Raw genomic sequence first — 16223 nt, 5'->3', positions numbered from 1 at the left:
CTGCTGCTGGGGCTGCGCGGCGCGTCCGAACGCACGGTGGTCGCCGACCGGGTCGCCGCCGCGCTGCGGGCCGGTGTGGCCCGCGCGGGCCTGGAGCGTCCCGGGACCCGCCCACCGGTGGTCGTGGTGGGGGCCACGGGCGGCTGGGACGGGGTGGGCGCGGCGCTGCGCCACGCCGCCGAGACCGCGACCGCCGCGCGGGGCCTGTCCGAGCGCCCGTGGCACGACGCGCGACGGCTGGACATCGACCTGCTGCTGTGGCGGCTGCGCGACGACCCGGACCTGGCGGCCTTCGTGGAGCGCGCCATCGGCCCGCTGCGCGCGCACGACCGTGTCTCGCGGCCCGCCCTGCTGCCCACCCTGGAGACGTTCCTCGCCCACGCGGGCCGCAAGGCGGAGACCGCGCGCGCACTCCATCTGAACCGCCAGACGCTCTACAACCGGCTGGCCCGCATCTCCGAGCTGCTCGGCACGGACCTGGACGATCCGCAGACGGTGCTGGCGCTGGGCCTGGCGCTGCGGGCCCGGCGCCACACGCCCTGACCCGGGCGCGGGCGGCGCCTCAGCGCGGGCGGCGCGTCTGGCACAGCTCGTCGTAGACGCTCAGGATCTGCGCGATGGTCTGGTCCTCCGTGGGCCAGGTCGACGCCTGGGCACGCCCGGCGGCGGCGAGGCTGCGGCGGCGCCCTGGGTCGGCGAGGAGCCGGGTCACCGCGCCGGACAGCGCGGCGGCGTCGCCGTGCGGGACGAGTTCGGCGGCGTCGCCGACGAGTTCGGGGATCGCGCCGACGGCGGTGGCCACCAGCGGTACGCCCAGCCGCAACGCCTCCTGGGCGAGGACGGAGCGGGCCTCCCAGCGGCTGGCCAGGACGGCGATGTCGGCGGCGGCGAGCAGGGCGGAGATGTCGTCGCGGCGGCCGACGAGCTGGACCGGCAGCTCCTCGTCCTCGATACGGCGCTGGAGCCGGGCGCGCTCCCGGCCCTCCCCCGCGATGGTGAGCAGCGGCATCGGGTCGAGCCCGCGCCAGCCGGCGGCCGCGTCCAGCAGCAGGTCGTACCCCTGGTCGGGGACGAGGCTGCCGACGGCCATCAGTAAGGGGCGGTCGACCGCGCCGAGTTCGGCGCGGGCCTTGTTCTCGGCGTCGGTCACGGCGTGCGGCGCGGGCACCGCGACCGGTGCGAGCCGGGCGTCGCGCGCGCCCCGGGCGCGGGCGCGGTCGACCAGTTCGGAGGAGGCGCCCAGGACGACCGCGGCCGCCCGTACCGCCCGTCGCTCCATCAGCCTCAGCAACCGGCCCCGGGGGCCCTCGGCGTGCGCGCGGGTGTGCCAGGTGACGACCAGGGGCACCCGCAGCCCGCCGATGGCCAGCGCGGTGCGTACGGCGGCGTGCAGCCCGTGCGCGTGGACCACATCGGCGCCGGCGCACGCCCCGCGCAGCGCCGCGAGGGCCGCCGGGTCGGTGCGCCGGGGTACGGGAACGTGGTGCGCTCCCGCGCCGCCATAGTCGTAGGCGCGGTCGAGTTCGGCGGGGGCGCACACGGTGACGCGCACGCCCCGGGCGACGAGTCCCGCCGCGAGCGACCGGACGTGCGCGCTGCTGCCCGCGCTGCCCCCGCCCAGCACCTGGACCGTACGCAGTGGTGTCACGTGGTCAAGGCTCCTGGTCGGATGTCGGGTCCCGGCCCGGGGCCCGCGCGTCGGGGTGCGGGGATCCGGGGTGCGGGAGGGCAGGGGGTACCTGTCAAGGATGCCAGCCCGTCAGCACGTTCAGGCACCAAGGAGACGCCGTTCCTGTGTCCGTCGCCCCTCCCCTGCCCCCGGTATCACTCACATGGGTGAAGGAAGGGGGTTCGCCGGCCCGGTTGCCGAACGGCCGACCCTGTCACCGTACGCCGTCGCGCCGACGGCTCCCAGTACGCGAACGGCCATCCCGGAGCGGCCGTTGGCCACCACGACGGCGCGTGCCCGGGGCGACGCGCCCCGGGGGCGCACCGGCCCCGGGGCGCGTCCGTACCCCGCCCTACGCGTCCAGCCGCGCGGCGGCGAGCAGTTCCTCCGCGTGCGCCCGCGCCGTCTGCGAGTCCTCCTGGCCCGCCAGCATCCGCGACAGCTCCCGTACCCGGTCCTCGCCCTCCAGGACGGTCACCCCGGAGCGGGTCACCGAGCCGTCGACCGTCTTCTCGACGAGCAGTTGGCGGTCGGCGAACGCTGCGACCTGCGGCAGGTGGGTCACCACCACCACCTGCGCGGATCTGGCGAGCTTGGCGAGGCGGCGGCCGACCTCGACGGCCGCCTTGCCGCCGACGCCCGCGTCCACCTCGTCGAAGAGATACGTCGGCACCGGATCGGCACCGGCGAAGACCACCTCCACGGCGAGCATCACCCGCGACAGCTCACCGCCGGACGCGCCCTTGGCGATCGGCCGGGGCTGTGCGCCGGGGTGCGGGGCGAGGAGCAGTTCCACCTCGTCGACGCCGTGCGGCCCGTACGCCACACTGCGCCCGCCGACCTCGACCCCGGCCCGTTCGTCCGGCGACTCGGTCTGCCGGATGTCGAACGAGACGCGGGCGTGCGGCATCGCCAGCGACGCCAGCTCCGCGGTGACGTCCTCGGCGAAGAGGGCCGCGGCCCCGGTGCGGGCGTCGGTGAGTTCCTGGGCGAGGACGGAGAGTTCGGAGCGCAGCCGGTCGTGTTCGGCCGTCAGCTCGCCGATCCGGTCGTCGTCGCCCTCCAGTTCGGTGAGCCGGTCGCCGCTCTCCTCGCTCCAGGCCAGTACGGCGGCGATGTCCTCGCCGTACTTGCGGGTGAGCGTGGTCAGCGCGGCCCTGCGCTCCTCCACGGCGGCCAGCCGCAGCGGATCGGCGTCCAGCCGGTCCGCGTACCCGGCCAGTTCGCCCGCCACGTCCGCCAGCAGGATGGAGATCTCGCCCATCCGGTCGGAGAGCCCGGCGAGCGCCGGGTCGTGGGACCGTACGGCCTCCAGGGCGCGGCCCGCGCCACCGACGAGCGTGGTGGCGTCCACGGCCTCGGGGTCCTCGGGGTTGCCCGCGAGCGCGGCGTGCGCGAGGGCGGCGGCCGAGGCGAGCGCCTCGGCGTGGCCGAGCCGTTCGGCCTCCGCCGCGAGTTCGGTGTCCTCGCCCGCCACCGGCTCGACGGCCGCGATCTCGTCCAGCCCGAAGCGCAGCAGATCGGCTTCCTGGGCGCGCTCACGGGCCCGGGTGGTCAGGGTGTCGAGTTCCGTGACGACGGCCCGCAGCCCGCGGTAGGCCGCCGTGTACGCCGCGAGCGGTCCGGCGACGGCGTCCCCCGCGTACCGGTCGAGGGCCTTGCGCTGGCGCGCGGGCCGCAGCAGCCCCTGCTGGTCGGTCTGGCCGTGTACGGCGACCAGATCGTCCGCCAGCTCGGCCAGCACGCCCATGGGCACCGCGCGTCCGCCGAGGTGGGCGCGCGAGCGCCCCTCGGCGGAGACGGTTCTGCTGATGAGCAGCGCCCCGTCGTCCAGCTCCGCCCCGGCCTCCTCGGCACGCCGGGCGGCGGGCGCGTCGGCGTCCATGGTGACCCGCCCCTCCACCACCGCCGACTTCGCTCCGATCCGCACCAGCGCGGGATCGGCGCGTCCGCCGAGCAGCAGCCCGAGGCTGGTGACGACCATGGTCTTGCCCGCGCCGGTCTCGCCCGTCACCGCCGTGAAGCCGGGTGACAGCTCCACGACCGCGTCGTCGATGACTCCGAGCGACCGTATCCGCATCTCCTCCAACACGGTCATGACCATACGAGGTCCCGGGGCCGCCGTGCGACGGACCCCACCCCCGATCGCCACGGCCGGGCCGGTTCCGGGTGGCTCACCGTACGGCCCATACGACCGCAATCCACCCGGAACCGCTCACTCGCCGTGCGCCGCCCGTCAGTGCGGCGCACCGCGCCAGCCGGAGACCGGCAGCGCGAACTTGGCCACCAGCCGGTCCGTGAAGGACGCGTGGTGCAGCCGCGCCAGCCGGACGGGCGTGGCCCCGCGCCGTACCTCCACCCGCGCTCCGGGCGGCAGTTCGATGGTCCTGCGCCCGTCGCACCACAGGACGCCGTTCGGGGTGTCCGGCTGGACCTCCACCGCGAGGGTGTTGGTCGGCGAGGTCACCAGCGGCTTCGCGAACAGGGCGTGCGCGCTGATCGGCACCATCAGCAGCGCCTCGACATCCGGCCAGACGACCGGCCCGCCCGCCGAGAACGCGTACGCCGTCGACCCGGTCGGAGTGGCGCAGACGATCCCGTCGCAGCCGAAGCCGGTGACGGGCCGCCCGTCGATCTCCAGGACGACTTCGAGCATCCGCTCGGGCGAGACCTTCTGCACGGCGGCCTCGTTGAGCGCCCAGTCCGTGTGGACGATGTCGCCGTTGCTGCGGACGACGACGTCGATGGTCATCCGCTCCTCGACCTCATACGCACGAGTGACGACGCGATCGACAACCTTGTCCAGATCGTCCCGTTCCGCCTCGGCGAGGAAGCCGACCCTGCCGAGGTTGACCCCGAGCATCGGGACGCCCGAGGCGCGGGCGAAGGCGGCGCCGCGCAGCAGCGTCCCGTCGCCGCCGAGGACGATCAGCAGCTCACAGCCGTTCAGCGCGTCGGGGATGGCCTCGGGGACGGTCTCCACGGACGACGGCAGCGGCAGATCGGCGGCCTCCATGGCGAGCACGCGCACCCCGAGACCGTTGCGGAGCAGCCCCTCCACGACGAGTTCGGCGCTGCGGATCGCGGCGGGCCTGCCGGTGTGGGCGACCATGAAAACGGTACGGTCGGTCTGAGTGGTCAACGGGGTCCCTCCGCCACGGCGCGGTCGGCGTCCGCCGGGTCCAGGTCGGGCGCTCCGGCGCGGAGCCACAGAAAATACTCGACGTTTCCTGAGGGGCCGGGCAGCGGACTGGCCGTGACGCCCCGGGTGCCGAGCCCGAGTTCGCCCGCCCGCCGCGCCACGGTGCGTACGGCCTCGGCGCGCAGCTCGGGGCTGCGCACGACGCCGCCGCTGCCGAGCCGCTCCTTGCCCACCTCGAACTGCGGCTTCACCATCAGCACCAGGTCGGCGTCAGGAGCGGCGCAGCGCGCCAGCGCGGGCATCACCACCCCCAGCGGAATGAACGACAGATCCCCCACAACAAGATCCACGGGCTCCCCTTCGATCGCATCCAACGTCAACTCGCGTACGTTCGTACGGTCCTTGACGGTGACGCGTTCATCGCTCTGCAGGGACCAGGCGAGTTGTCCGTATCCGACGTCCACCGCGACGACCTGGCGGACCCCGGCGCGCAGCAGGACATCGGTGAAGCCGCCGGTGGAGGCACCGGCGTCGAGCGCGCGGCGGCCGCGGACCGCGAGCCCGAGGGGCATGAAGACGGCGAGGGCACCGGCGAGTTTGTGGCCGCCGCGCGAGACGTAGTCGGGGTCGCTGCCGTCGGCCTTGACGACGACGGCGGCACTGGTCTCCACCTGGGTGGCGGGTTTGGTCGCGGTGGCACCGCCGACCGTCACCCGGCCCGCGGCGATCAGCTGGCTCGCGTGCTCACGCGAGCGTGCGAGGTTACGGCGTACCAGCTCGGCATCGAGTCGGCGGCGTGCCAGTCCAGCCACGTTCGGTTCAGCTCCTGTGGTCGTACGCGAGAAATCACCGGGGCACCGGCTGTCCATGGGGCGCCGGCCGCGCGTCGAGCGCGGTCAGCGCGTCGCGCAGCTCCCGGTGTACATCCTCGTACACCGGGGCGTGTCCTTCGGCGGGGAGGTGGTCGGCGTCGGCGAGCCGCGCCAGCCGCTCGTCCACCTCGGGGTGGCCGGTCGGCGGGCGCTCCACGCCGAGAGGCAGGGGCGGAGCCGGTTCGCGGGAAGGAGCCGGTTCGTACGCGGGAGGGCCCGGCATCGAGTCGCTCATGCGGGAACGCTACCGCGAAGCCCTGCGGTAACGTCGATCTCGATGGCCACGAAGGAGGAGTGCCGCGGCGCACTCGAAAAGCTCTCGGACAACCTGGCGCGCGCGGACGGCGAGGTCCGCTCCGCGGCCGGGTTCGACCGTTCGCTCAGCTGCCACGTCACGGACCTGGATCTGACCTTCACCGGCCGGCTGACGGATGGCCGGATCGAGGTCACCGGCACCGTGCCGGGGCCGCCGCCCGGCAAGGCGGAGATCCGGTTGGCGATGGCGGGCGACGATCTGGTGGCACTGGTCGACGGCGAGTTGAACTTCGCCCGCGCGTGGGGCACGGGACGGGTGAGGCTGGAGGCGGGGTTCCGCGATCTGCTGCGGCTGAGATCGCTGCTCTGAAACGGGCCGGGGAACGTCACAGCGCGCGCAACCGCTCCAGCGCCGACCGGCTCTCCTCGTCCGCGCCGTGGCAGATCACCAATCGCTGGTCCGCGTCCTGCAGCGGCATGAGAAGTTCGAAGTTCAGGGCGATCGTCCCGATGCCGGGGTGCCGCATCACTTTGTGCCCGTGGCCATTCGTCTTGACGTCCCGCTCCGCCCACCTCCGCGCGAAGTCCTCGTCACGAGCGATGAATTCGGCGATACGCGCGTTCAGCTCCGCGTCGTCCGGATACGCGGCCCACGCGGCGCGCAGATGGGCGACTCCCTCGCGTACGACACGTGCGCGGTCGACATAGCGCTCGCGTATCTCCGGATGCAGCAGGCACAGCCACATCGCGTTGCGCCGCGACGGGGGCAGGGCGGCGAAATCCACCAGCAGTGCCGCCATTTCGCCGTTCCAGGCCAGGATGTCGTAGCGGTGGTTCATCAGCATGGCGGGCAGTGGCGAAAGATCGGCGACCAGCCGGACCGACGACGGCGCCGCCGTGCTGGTGGCGGGCCCGCCGGCGGCGCGGGGACGCTGCCGGGTCAGGTCGAAGAGGTAGGCGCGTTCGTCGGGCGCGAGCCGCAGCGCGCGGGCCAGCGCCTCCACCACGTCCGCCGAGGGCCGCAGCCCGCGGGCCTGCTCCAGCCGTACGACGTAGTCGATGCTGACCCCGGCCAGCTCGGCGACCTCCTCGCGGCGCAGTCCCGGGGTCCGCCGGGAGCGTCGGGGCGACGGCAGTCCGACCTCGCGCGGATCCAGGCGCTCGCGCCGGGTCCGCAGGAACGCGGCCAGCTCGTGCGTCGTGTCCGTGGCGCGTGCCGTGTCCGTGGCGCGTGCCGTGTCCGTGGCGCGTGCCGTGTCCGCGGTGCGTGTCATGGCCGTGGCGCGTGTCATGTCCGCGGTGCGTGCCGTGTCCGCGGTGCGTGTCGTCATGCCCGGTCCAACAGTCAGGGTAGGACCGGTGTTCCCAGGAAGCCCCTTCCCTTATCCCCGGCCCGCGGCGGTCACAAGCTGGTCATCGGCAACGACCACGCACACGAACCCGGGAGAAACACCATGTCGCTCACCCTCGACACCTACCGGCTGCTGGGCCGCTCCGGCCTGCGGGTCTCACCGCTGGCGCTGGGCGCGGCGACCTTCGGCACCGAGTGGGGCTGGGGCGCCGGGCAGGACGAGGCGCGCAAGCTGTTCGACCTCTACGTCGAACGCGGCGGGAACTTCATCGACACCGCCAACACCTATACGGACGGCAGCTCCGAACGCCTGCTGGGCGAATTCGCCCGTGCAGGCCGCGAGAGCCTGGTGCTGGCCACGAAGTACACGACGCTGCGCAGGCCCGGCGATCCGAACTCCGGCGGATCGCACCGCAAGAGCCTGTTCGCATCGGTGGAAGCGAGTCTGCGGCAGCTCGACACGGACTACCTCGACCTTCTCTATCTGCATGTGTGGGATTTCACGACGCCGGTCGAGGAGATCCTGCGCGGCATGGACGATCTGGTCCGGCAGGGCAAGATCCTCTACGTGGCGATCTCCAACGCGCCGGCCTGGCAGGTGTCGCGCATGCAGACGATCGCCGACCTGCGCGGCTGGTCGCCACTGGTCGCGCTGCAGATCGAATACAACCTGATCGAGCGTACGGGGGAACGTGACCTGATCCCCATGGCGCGCGAGATGGGGCTGGGCGTGGTCCCGTACTCGCCGCTGGGCGGCGGGGTGCTCACCGGCACGTACAGTCGCTCCGACCTGACCCCGGCGAACATCGCGCCCGGCGACGGCACCCGCAAGAGCTTCAACTCCGCCTCGGGCACGATCACCGAACGCAACCTCGCCATCGCCGATGCCGTGGGGGAGGTCGCCGCGGAGCTGGGCAGCACACCGGCCCAGGTGGCGCTGGCGTGGACGCTGCGGAACCCGGGCGTGACGACACCGATCGTCGGCGCCCGCACCGTCGCGCAGTTGGAGGAGAACCTGGGCGCCCTGGAGATCGACTTCACCGCCGCCCAGCTGGCCCGCCTCGACGAGACCAGCGCGATCGGGCTGGGCTTCCCGCACGCCATGCTCGCGAGTGACCGTATGCGCGCCGTGACCGCGGGCGACCTGAAGATCGAGACCCGCCGCTGATCCGCGATCCGGCCGGATCGGACGGTCGCGGGACGCGGGTTGCCGGTCGCGGGCCGCCGGTCGCCGGTCGCCGGTCGCGGGACGGACCGGGACGCGGCGGGCCCGGACGCGGCGGGCCGGGCCAGCACCACGCTTCAGGCGCGGTCGGCAACGGCCCCGGCGTCGGCGGTATCGGCGTCGGAGCCGACCGCACCGGCACCGGCGTCGGCGTCGGCGTCCCCAGCCGTGTCCCCGTCCACCTCCCCGCTCGTGTCCCCGCCCGCGTCCCCGTCCGTGCTCGTGCCGGCCGGGGACACGGCCGCCGCCGCCCGGCGCCTGCGCCGGGACGCCGGGACGACCAGCGGCGTACCCGTCTCCGGGTCGTCGATGACCTGGCAGCTCAGCCCGAAGACCTCCTCCACCCGCTCCGCCGTGACCACCTCGGCCGGTGTGCCCTCCGCGACGATCCGTCCGTCGCGCATCGCGATGAGATGCGTCGCGTAGCGCGCCGCGTGGTTCAGGTCGTGCAGGACGGCGACCAGTGTGCGGCCCTGCGTCTCGTGCAGTTCGGCGCACAGGTCGAGCACGTCGATCTGGTGCTGGATGTCCAGGAAGGTGGTGGGCTCGTCCAGGAGCAGCAGCGGGGTCTGCTGGGCGAGGGCCATGGCGATCCAGACGCGCTGGCGCTGCCCGCCGGACAGTTCGTCGACATAACGACCGGCCAGGTCACCGACGCCGGTCGCCGCCATCGATTCGTCGACGATGCGCTCGTCGTCGGGCGACCACTGGCGCAGCAGCCCCTGGTGCGGGTAACGGCCGCGTGCCACCAGGTCGGCGACGGTGATGCCGTCGGGCGCGATGGACGACTGCGGCAGCAGTCCGAGGATCCGCGCGACCTTCTTGGCGGGCATCGAGTGGATGGTCGCCCCGTCGAGCAGCACCCGGCCCTCGGACGGCTTGAGCATCCGGGAGAGCGCGCGCAGCAGAGTGGATTTGCCGCAGGCGTTCGGACCGACGATGACCGTGAACGAGTGGTCGGGGATCTCCACCGAGAGATCGCGGGCGATGACCCGCTGGTCGTATCCGAGGGTCACCGATTCCGCGGTGAGGCGCTGCATGGTGGTACTCCTGGTGTCGTCCGCGGGGTTCATCTGTACGGGTTCCTGCCCATCTCGCGTGCGTGGGCCGGGTACGGCCTTCGGATCAGGACGGTGTGCGGGCCTCATGGGCTCACGGCCTCCCGTGGCCGCCCGGTCCCGCGCGGTCGCCCGGCTCTCCTGTGCGTCCCGCGCCGCGTTCGGTGACGAGCGGCCGGAACAGGTAGCAGCCGCCGAGCAGCGCGGTCACGATGCCGGCCTGGAGTTCGCGGCGGCGATGCTCGCGACGCGGACCAGCGGCGGCACGGCGACGGCGACGGCGAGGACCGGCCCTCCGGCGCGAACGACCCGGCGCACGCGCGGCGGTTCGCCGGGCAGCGGCGGTGCGGCGGGGGCCGCTGCCGCGCCGCGCTCGGTCGCCGTGCCGCGCTGGGTGGGGCTGTCTACCGACATCAGGTTAGGTTAGCCTACCCTCGCATTCTCTCCTGTCTCGGGCCGTACGCCCGAGTACCGGGTCATGCGTACCGGACAGCAAGCTGAAGATCACGGCCCTCGCGCCCGGCACGTGCGGAAAGTGCCCCCTATGAAAGAGGTGTCCAGGTGAACGACGCACCGTTCCAGTTCTTCGACGTCGAGGTGGTCCGCACGGAGCGCCTCACCCCCGCCATGGCCCGGGTCGTCCTCGGCGGCGCCGACCTGTCCCGGATGGCCTCGGGTGGGCGCGACCAGCGCCTCAAGCTGTTCTTCCCGCAGGCCGGTCAGCGCGAACCGGTCATGCCGGACGGCACCCGGGCCAACTGGTACGACGCGTACCGCGCGCTGGACCCCGCCGTACGCGCCGTCATGCGGACGTACACGGCGCGCGAGCTGCGCCACGCCCCGGACGAACTGGTCATCGACTTCGCCCTGCACGGCGGCGACGACATCCCGGCCGGGCCCGCCACCCGCTGGGTCCGCGCGGCGGCGCCCGGCGACCGGATCAGCGTCCTCGCCCCGGTCCACGAGGAGAACGCCGGATTCGACTTCCGGCCGCCGGAGGGCACGGACTGGGTGCTGCTGACCGGCGACGAGTCGGCGCTGCCCGCCGTCGCGGGCATCCTCGAAAGCCTGCCGCCCGAGCTGCCCGCCCGGGTCTGGATCGAGGTCCACGATCCGGCGGACCGTCAGGACCTGCTCACCAAGGCGAATGCCGAGATCACCTGGCTGGTGCACGGCACCTCGCCCACCACCGCCGACGCCCTGCGCACCAGCGCCCTGCCGGACGGCACCCCGTACGCCTGGATCGCCGGCGAGTCCGCGACGGTCAAGGCGGTGCGCCGCCAGCTCGTCGGCGAGCGCGGCCTCGACCGCAAGCGGGTCAAGTTCAGCGGCTACTGGCGGCGCGGGGCCTCCGAGGACCACCTGATGAACACCGGGGAAGCGGCGTAACGCGGGGACGGTCGCGGGCGGAGCGCCGGGACGTTCGCGAAGCACAGGACTGTTCGCGGGCCCCGGCTCGGAGCCGTCGCGGGCGGAGCACAGGACCGTTCGCGGAGCACAGGACCGTTCGCGAAGCACAGGACCGTTCGCGGGCCAGGCTCGGAGCCGTCGCGGGCGCGGCTCAGAGTCCGAGCCTGGCCAGCGCCTTGCCCGTCTCCCGCGCGCAGCAGCCCTCGCCCGCGTCCGTCCAGGCCGCCGCGCACAGCGCGCGCAGTCCGTCCAGCGCGTCCCCGTCCCCGGCGAGCACCAGCGCGTCCCCGTCGACCGAGGCGGTCCACCCGCCGCAGCGGAAGCCCTCGTCCGGGCCGCCGGTGACCTCCGGCTGCCCGGTCAGCAGGCCGCGCAGGTCGGCGTCGACATAGGTGGGCCGGTACTCGGGCGCGGCGGCCAGCAGCCGCGCCCCGTCGGTCACACCGGTCAGCACGAGCAGCGAGTCGACCCCGCCGTTGAACGCGCCCTCGATGTCCGTGTCCAGCCGGTCCCCGACGACGAGCGCGCGCCGGGCGCCCGTCCGCAGGATCGTCTCCCGGTGCATCGGGGGCAGCGGCTTGCCCGCCACCTGCGGCTCGGCGCCGGTGGCGATCCGTACGACCTCGACCGCCGCGCCGTTGCCCGGCATGATCCCGCGCGGGCTCGGGATCGTCAGGTCGGTGTTGGACGCGAACCATGGCACCCCGCGGTTGATCGCGTAGCACGCCTCGGCGAACCGCCCCCAGGCCAGGTCGGGGCCGCCGTACCCCTGCACGACGGCGACCGGGCCTTCGTCGGCCGACTCCACCGGTTCCAGACCGCGTTCACGCAGCGCGACCCGCAGCCCCTCCCCGCCGATGACCAGCACCTTGGACCCGGCCGGGAAGCGGTCGGCGATCAGCCGGGACACCGCCTGCGCCGAGGTGATGACGTCCTCGGCCCCGGCGGGGACGCCGAGTTCCGTCAGATGGTGGGCGACGGCCTCCGGCGGGCGCAGGGCGTTGTTGGTGACGTACGCGAGACGCATCCCCGCGTCCCGGGCCGTGCCGAGCGAGCCGACGGCGTGCGCGATGGCCTCCCCGCCCGCGTAGACGACGCCGTCGAGATCGAGCAGAGCGGTGTCGTACGACTCGTTCAGCGCGGTCGCGCTGCCGCTCGGCCTGGTCCTGGTCTGCTGGCTCATCCGTCTTACGCTCCTCACTTGGGACTTCTCCCACGATCATCCCCCATCACCCGCAGTACACATACGATGCGTAAATGAACACAACAGGTCCCGTGGACAAGGGGCTGCGGCTGATTCCGTTCAGCGGGCTCCGCTACGTCCCCGAACGGGTCGGCAGTCTGTCGGCCGTGACCTCGCCCCCGTACGACGTGGTCGTCAGGCCCGACGGACTGCATCACCTGGAGTCGGCGGACCCGTACAACATCGTCCGGCTGATCCTCCCGCAGGCAGCCACCGCCGAGGAGCGGCACCGCCAGGCGGCGGCGACACTGCGGCGGTGGCAGACGGAGGGCGTCCTCGCGCCGGATCCCGAGCCCGCGCTGTACGTGTACGAGCAGCGCAGGGGCGAGGTGTTGCAGAGGGGGGTCATCGGGGCGCTCGCGCTCTCGGCGCCGACGGACGGCATCGTGCTTCCGCACGAGGACGTGATGCCGGACGTGGTGGAGGACCGGGCGGACCTGATGCGGACGACGGCGGCCAATCTGGAACCGCTGCTGCTGACGTACCGCGGCGAGGTCGACACCGTGCGCGAGGCACCGGGAGGCACTGGAGCCCCGGGAAGCACGGAAGCCACGGGAGTCAAGGAAGTTACGGGAGTTACGGGAGTTACGGGAGTTACGGGAGTTACGGGCACGGTGGGCGCGGCGAGGGCGAGTTCGGCCGGGACCGCCGGTGTCATCGAGCGCGCGCTGAACCGTCCGCCGCTCCTCACCACAACCACCGAGGACGGTTTCAGCCACCGGCTGTGGTCGGTCACGGACCCGGCCGAACTCGCGGAGATCACCGGGGACCTGGCCCATCACCAGGCGCTGATCGCCGACGGGCACCACCGCTGGGCCACCTACCTGCGGCTCAGCGCCGAGCACGCGGCCGCGAACGGGAGCCAGGGCGCGGCCGGTGCGCCAGAGCCGTGGGACTTCGGGCTGGTCCTGCTGATCGACACGGCCCGCTACCCGCTCCAGGTCCGCGCCATCCACCGGCTGCTGCACCGGCTGCCGGTGGACCGCGCACTGCGATCCCTCGAAGGCCCCCCGGGCTCCTTCCGGGTGCGCACGGTCGAAGGACCGCTCCCCCGGGCGCTGGAGACCCTCGCGGCGACGGCGGCCACCGGAAACGCGTTCCTGCTGGCGGGCGACGGCCGGTTCCATCTGGTCGACCGTCCGGACGAGGACCTCCTGGCGCGTACGGTACGGGCCGACCGGCCGGCGGCCTGGCGCGCCCTGGACGCGACGGTCCTGCACGCCACGCTCCTCGACCACCTCTGGCGCATCCCGGACGACCCGGAGCACATCGCCTACATCCACGACGCGCAGGCGGCGGTCGCCCAGGCAGAACGCCACGGCGGCACGGCGGTCCTGCTGCACCCGGTGCGCGAGGACGTCGTACGGGACCTGGCCCGCCAGGGCGTCACCATGCCGCGCAAGTCCACGTCGTTCGGCCCCAAGCCGGCGACGGGCCTGGTGCTGCGGGACCTCATGCGGGACTGACCCGGGCGTCCCGCTCGCCACATGGAAATGGGGCGGTGACCCTGTCCGGGTCACCGCCCCACTCCTGTGCCAGTTGTCGTCAGCGGTTGTCGTCAGCCGCCCCGGGCTCGGGCCGGCTGTCGGCCTCGGCGGGAGACTCGGCGGACGCTCCACCGGACCCGGTGTCGGGCTCGGTGTCGGAACCTGTGTCGGGTTCGGTGTCGGCCGCCGCTTCGGGCTCGTCCTCGCCCATGGCGTCGACGAACTCCACCCCGTCCAGCTCGGCGAGCCGGTCCGAGGCGTCCGTCGCGCCGTCCTTGTCGGCCTCGACGGTCTTGCCGAACCACTCCCGCGCCTCTTCCTCACGCCCGGCCGAGAGCAGGGCGTCGGCGTACGCGTAGCGCAGCCGGGCGGTCCAGGGCTGAATGGCGTGCGAGGCCAGCTCGGGGCCCTGAAGGGTCACGATGGCCGCCTCGATCTGCCCCATGTCCCGGCGCGCACCGGCCGCGACGAGCCGCATCTCGACCTGTCCGGCCTTGTCGAGCTTCAGTACCTCGGGCTCGCCCGCCATCGCCATGGCGCGCTCCGGACGGCCGAGCCCACGCTCGCAGTCCGCCATGACGGGCCACAGGTCGACGCCTCCGGTCATCCGCCGCGCCGCCCGGAACTCGGCCAGCGCCTCGGAGTACTTCTGGGTCGCGTACGCGGCGAAGCCGGCGGCTTCGCGCACGGCGGCGACGCGGGAGGCGAGCCGCAGGGCGATACGGGAGTACGCGTACGCCTGCTCCGGCTCCTCGTCGATCAGCTGGGCGACCATGACGAGGTTCTTGGCCACGTCCTCGGCGAGCGTCTTCGGCAGGCTCATCAGCTCCTGACGCACGCTCTTGTCGATCTCGTCCCCGGTGACATCCTCGGGGATCGGCAGCCGCTTGATCGGCTCGCGGTCACGGTCCCGGTCCCGGTCGTCGCGGCGGTCGTAGCCGCCGCCCCGGCTGTCGTCCCGGCCCCGGTAGCCTCCGCCGCTGGGGCGGCCGCCACGGTCACGATCGCGGTCGCGGTCGTCGCGGCGCCCGTAACCGCCGCCACCTCCGCCGGTGGGACGACCTCCGCCGGTGGGACGTCCGCCCCTGCGGTCGTCGTCTCGGCGCGGAGCGCCGCCGGAGCGGTCGTCGCGGCGGAAGCCGCCACCCGAACCGGAGGAGGGCCGGTCGTCGCGTCGGTCGTCGCGACGGAAGCCGCCGCCAGAGCCGGAGGACGGCCGGTCGTCGCGTCGGTCGTCGCGACGCGGACCACTGGGACGCTCATCGCGACGGAAAGACGGACGCTCATCACGACGGTCATCACGACGCGGAGCGCTTCCGGAACGATCGTCACGACGGAAACCACCACCGGAACCCGAAGACGGCCGGTCATCACGACGCCCGTACCCACCACCCCCAGCGGGACGGTCATCACGACGCGGAGCGCCACCGGAGCGGTCGTCACGACGGAAGCCACCACCGGAACCCGAGGACGGCCGGTCGTCGCGTCGGTCGTCGCGACGCGGACCACTGGGACGCTCATCGCGACGGAAAGACGGACGCTCATCACGACGGTCATCACGACGCGGAGCGCTTCCGGAACGATCGTCACGACGGAAACCACCACCGGAACCCGAAGACGGCCGGTCATCACGACGCCCGTACCCACCACCCCCGGCGGGGCGGTCATCGCGACGCGGTCCGTCGCTGCGAGGGCGGTCGTCACGACGCCCGTAGCCACCGCTGCCGGAGCCGGCGCCGGACGGACGACCACCACGGTCGTCGCGGCGGAAGCCGCCGCCGGACCCGGAGGAGGAACGGTCGTCGCGACGGAAGCCGCCACCAGAACCGGAGGAGGGCCGGTCATCGCGTCGGTCGTCGCGACGCGGACCACTGGGACGCTCATCACGCGCACCGCGGAACCCGCCACCGCGATTGTCGTCACGTCGCGGTCCACGATCGCGATCGTCACGGCCTCCGCGGAAGCCGCCCCGGTCGCCGCTGTCACCGCGGCGCGGGTCGCGCTCAGGGCGGTCGTCGGAGGAGTTGGGGGACATCGAGTGGGGCTCCTGTCTTCGGGTACCGCAGTCATTCTCGCGCAGTCGGGCTTCCGGTGCGCTTCGAGCAAAAGAAGGGGGTACAGAACGCGGGCACAAAACAAAAAAGACCCGTGGTCCAGCGTGAACGCTGGACCACGGGTCCATGAAAGATTGTTCGGCGGCGTCCTACTCTCCCACAGGGTCCCCCCTGCAGTACCATCGGCGCTGTGAGGCTTAGCTTCCGGGTTCGGAATGTAACCGGGCGTTTCCCTCACGCTATGACCACCGAAACCCTATCGGGCCATCCCAGAAAATAATGGGATAACGGCACTTAGCGAACAAGCACGCTCTTCAATTAGAAAAGATACTGGTTCAACCGGTGCGACTGTTCGCAACCCGGGAACCACACAGTGGACGCGAGCAACTGAGGACAAGCCCTCGGCCTATTAGTACCAGTCAGCTCCAACCGTTACCGGTCTTCCACATCTGGCCTA

General features: G+C 73.0%; 16 protein-coding genes and 1 rRNA gene. 5 read left to right on the top strand and 12 right to left on the bottom strand.

Features of this window, described 5'->3' with window-relative positions; all coding sequences use genetic code 11:
• Positions 1 to 543, top strand: a 543-nt coding sequence (locus tag DVH02_RS33190; protein WP_199566508.1) for a PucR family transcriptional regulator, incomplete at its 5' end; no start/stop codon positions are given.
• Positions 544 to 562: 19 nt separating this feature from the next.
• Here the strand turns inward: DVH02_RS33190 and DVH02_RS33185 are convergent.
• From DVH02_RS33185 to DVH02_RS33165, 5 genes are all read right to left on the bottom strand, one after another.
• Positions 563 to 1648 carry a glycosyltransferase family 4 protein gene (locus DVH02_RS33185; protein WP_114627550.1) on the bottom strand — a complete coding sequence of 362 codons (1086 nt, stop codon included), beginning with the start codon at positions 1646 to 1648 and terminating at the stop codon, positions 563 to 565.
• A 373-nt stretch (positions 1649 to 2021) separates the two neighbouring features.
• Complete coding sequence (recN, locus tag DVH02_RS33180) at positions 2022 to 3767, bottom strand: DNA repair protein RecN (RefSeq protein ID WP_199566507.1); 1746 nt, start codon at positions 3765 to 3767, stop codon at positions 2022 to 2024.
• Between the two features lie 138 nt (positions 3768 to 3905).
• Positions 3906 to 4811: an NAD kinase gene (locus DVH02_RS33175; protein ID WP_114627548.1), complete on the bottom strand. Its 906-nt coding sequence runs from the start codon at positions 4809 to 4811 to the stop codon at positions 3906 to 3908.
• Positions 4808 to 5623 carry a TlyA family RNA methyltransferase gene (locus DVH02_RS33170; protein ID WP_114627547.1) on the bottom strand — a complete coding sequence of 272 codons (816 nt, stop codon included), beginning with the start codon at positions 5621 to 5623 and terminating at the stop codon, positions 4808 to 4810. The genes DVH02_RS33175 and DVH02_RS33170 overlap by 4 nt, the downstream gene beginning before the upstream one ends.
• Positions 5624 to 5657: 34 nt before the next feature.
• Positions 5658 to 5918, bottom strand: a complete 261-nt coding sequence (locus tag DVH02_RS33165; protein ID WP_233518610.1) for a hypothetical protein — start codon at positions 5916 to 5918, stop codon at positions 5658 to 5660.
• A 42-nt stretch (positions 5919 to 5960) separates the two neighbouring features.
• Between DVH02_RS33165 and DVH02_RS33160 the strand changes: the two genes are divergently transcribed.
• Positions 5961 to 6308, top strand: coding sequence for an SCP2 sterol-binding domain-containing protein (locus DVH02_RS33160; protein WP_114627546.1), 348 nt, complete (start codon positions 5961 to 5963; stop codon positions 6306 to 6308).
• Between the two features lie 16 nt (positions 6309 to 6324).
• Here the strand turns inward: DVH02_RS33160 and DVH02_RS33155 are convergent, their stop codons facing one another.
• Positions 6325 to 7269, bottom strand: coding sequence for a helix-turn-helix transcriptional regulator (locus DVH02_RS33155; protein ID WP_233518609.1), 945 nt, complete (start codon positions 7267 to 7269; stop codon positions 6325 to 6327).
• A gap of 123 nt (positions 7270 to 7392) precedes the next feature.
• Between DVH02_RS33155 and DVH02_RS33150 the strand changes: the two genes are divergently transcribed.
• Entirely contained in the window at positions 7393 to 8457 is a 1065-nt protein-coding gene (locus DVH02_RS33150) for an aldo/keto reductase (protein ID WP_114627545.1), read from the top strand.
• Positions 8458 to 8591: 134 nt separating this feature from the next.
• On the opposite strand, the gene DVH02_RS33145 is transcribed toward DVH02_RS33150, so the two are convergent.
• Positions 8592 to 9554: an ABC transporter ATP-binding protein gene (locus DVH02_RS33145; protein ID WP_114627552.1), complete on the bottom strand. Its 963-nt coding sequence runs from the start codon at positions 9552 to 9554 to the stop codon at positions 8592 to 8594.
• Between the two features lie 225 nt (positions 9555 to 9779).
• Entirely contained in the window at positions 9780 to 9986 is a 207-nt protein-coding gene (locus tag DVH02_RS33140; protein WP_114627544.1) for a hypothetical protein, read from the bottom strand.
• A gap of 147 nt (positions 9987 to 10133) precedes the next feature.
• Between DVH02_RS33140 and DVH02_RS33135 the strand changes: the two genes are divergently transcribed.
• Entirely contained in the window at positions 10134 to 10961 is an 828-nt protein-coding gene (locus DVH02_RS33135) for a siderophore-interacting protein (RefSeq protein ID WP_114627543.1), read from the top strand.
• A gap of 172 nt (positions 10962 to 11133) precedes the next feature.
• Here the strand turns inward: DVH02_RS33135 and DVH02_RS33130 are convergent, their stop codons facing one another.
• Entirely contained in the window at positions 11134 to 12165 is a 1032-nt protein-coding gene (locus tag DVH02_RS33130; RefSeq protein WP_114627542.1) for an HAD-IIA family hydrolase, read from the bottom strand.
• A gap of 74 nt (positions 12166 to 12239) precedes the next feature.
• Here DVH02_RS33130 and DVH02_RS33115 point away from each other — a divergent pair, with 74 nt between their 5' ends.
• Positions 12240 to 13691: a DUF1015 family protein gene (locus DVH02_RS33115; RefSeq protein WP_233518607.1), complete on the top strand. Its 1452-nt coding sequence runs from the start codon at positions 12240 to 12242 to the stop codon at positions 13689 to 13691.
• A gap of 79 nt (positions 13692 to 13770) precedes the next feature.
• Here DVH02_RS33115 and DVH02_RS35800 read toward each other — a convergent pair whose 3' ends face one another.
• From DVH02_RS35800 to rrf, 3 genes are all read right to left on the bottom strand, one after another.
• On the bottom strand, positions 13771 to 14535 hold the full coding sequence (locus DVH02_RS35800) for a tetratricopeptide repeat protein (RefSeq protein WP_233518611.1): 765 nt from the start codon (positions 14533 to 14535) through the stop codon (positions 13771 to 13773).
• A complete protein-coding gene (locus DVH02_RS37040; protein ID WP_199566506.1) occupies positions 14535 to 15662 on the bottom strand; it encodes a hypothetical protein in 1128 nt (375 codons plus the stop codon). The genes DVH02_RS35800 and DVH02_RS37040 overlap by 1 nt, the downstream gene beginning before the upstream one ends.
• Positions 15663 to 15902: 240 nt before the next feature.
• A 5S ribosomal RNA gene (gene rrf / locus DVH02_RS33105) occupies positions 15903 to 16019 on the bottom strand.
• Positions 16020 to 16223 lie beyond the last annotated feature (204 nt).

Origin of the sequence: Streptomyces corynorhini (assembly GCF_003346515.1) — a bacterium.
Lineage (GTDB): Bacteria > Actinomycetota > Actinomycetes > Streptomycetales > Streptomycetaceae > Streptomyces > Streptomyces corynorhini.
The sequence above is the reverse complement of the archived record's forward strand: the minus strand, read 5'-3'. Positions and strand labels throughout refer to the sequence as shown.

Excerpts from the sequence above, each read along its gene's own strand:
- recN (WP_199566507.1), bottom strand. The coding sequence starts at position 3,767 with ATGACCGTGTTGGAGGAGATGCGGATACGGTCGCTCGGAGTCATCGAC.
- DVH02_RS33165 (WP_233518610.1), bottom strand. The coding sequence starts at position 5,918 with ATGAGCGACTCGATGCCGGGCCCTCCCGCGTACGAACCGGCTCCTTCC.
- DVH02_RS33160 (WP_114627546.1), top strand. The coding sequence starts at position 5,961 with ATGGCCACGAAGGAGGAGTGCCGCGGCGCACTCGAAAAGCTCTCGGAC.
- DVH02_RS33155 (WP_233518609.1), bottom strand. The coding sequence starts at position 7,269 with ATGACGACACGCACCGCGGACACGGCACGCACCGCGGACATGACACGC.
- DVH02_RS33150 (WP_114627545.1), top strand. The coding sequence starts at position 7,393 with ATGTCGCTCACCCTCGACACCTACCGGCTGCTGGGCCGCTCCGGCCTG.
- DVH02_RS33145 (WP_114627552.1), bottom strand. The coding sequence starts at position 9,554 with ATGCAGCGCCTCACCGCGGAATCGGTGACCCTCGGATACGACCAGCGG.
- DVH02_RS33140 (WP_114627544.1), bottom strand. The coding sequence starts at position 9,986 with ATGTCGGTAGACAGCCCCACCCAGCGCGGCACGGCGACCGAGCGCGGC.
- DVH02_RS33130 (WP_114627542.1), bottom strand. The coding sequence starts at position 12,165 with ATGAGCCAGCAGACCAGGACCAGGCCGAGCGGCAGCGCGACCGCGCTG.
- DVH02_RS33115 (WP_233518607.1), top strand. The coding sequence starts at position 12,240 with ATGAACACAACAGGTCCCGTGGACAAGGGGCTGCGGCTGATTCCGTTC.
- DVH02_RS35800 (WP_233518611.1), bottom strand. The coding sequence starts at position 14,535 with ATGAGCCTGCCGAAGACGCTCGCCGAGGACGTGGCCAAGAACCTCGTC.